Below are 205 nucleotides of genomic sequence, written 5' to 3'. Positions count from 1 at the left end.
GCTCGCGACGATCCTGATCGTGTTCTCGACGAGCCTGCTGCTCGCGCTCGAGTGGCTGCGCGGGCGTCAGGCGCGGCGTGCGGTGGCGTAAGGCAACGCGCAAGACGCGCGCGTCGAGCGCGCGCGTGCACTGCACGCTGCAGGAATGCGCATCGCGCGCGGCAAAATGCAACGGCGTGCACGATCGCGCATCGTCATCGCGCCG

General features: G+C 70.2%; 1 pseudogene. It reads left to right on the top strand.

Annotation, left to right across the window (positions count from 1 at the left end):
* Positions 1-91: pseudogene (locus ACSHSS_RS13090) on the top strand (ABC transporter permease); the annotation flags it as partial.
* Between the last annotated feature and the right edge of the window lie 114 nt (positions 92-205).

The sequence above is a fragment of the Burkholderia sp. BC1 genome (genome assembly GCF_052683555.1).
Note: the sequence above shows the minus strand (reverse complement) of the source record. Positions and strands in the feature narration are given on the sequence as shown.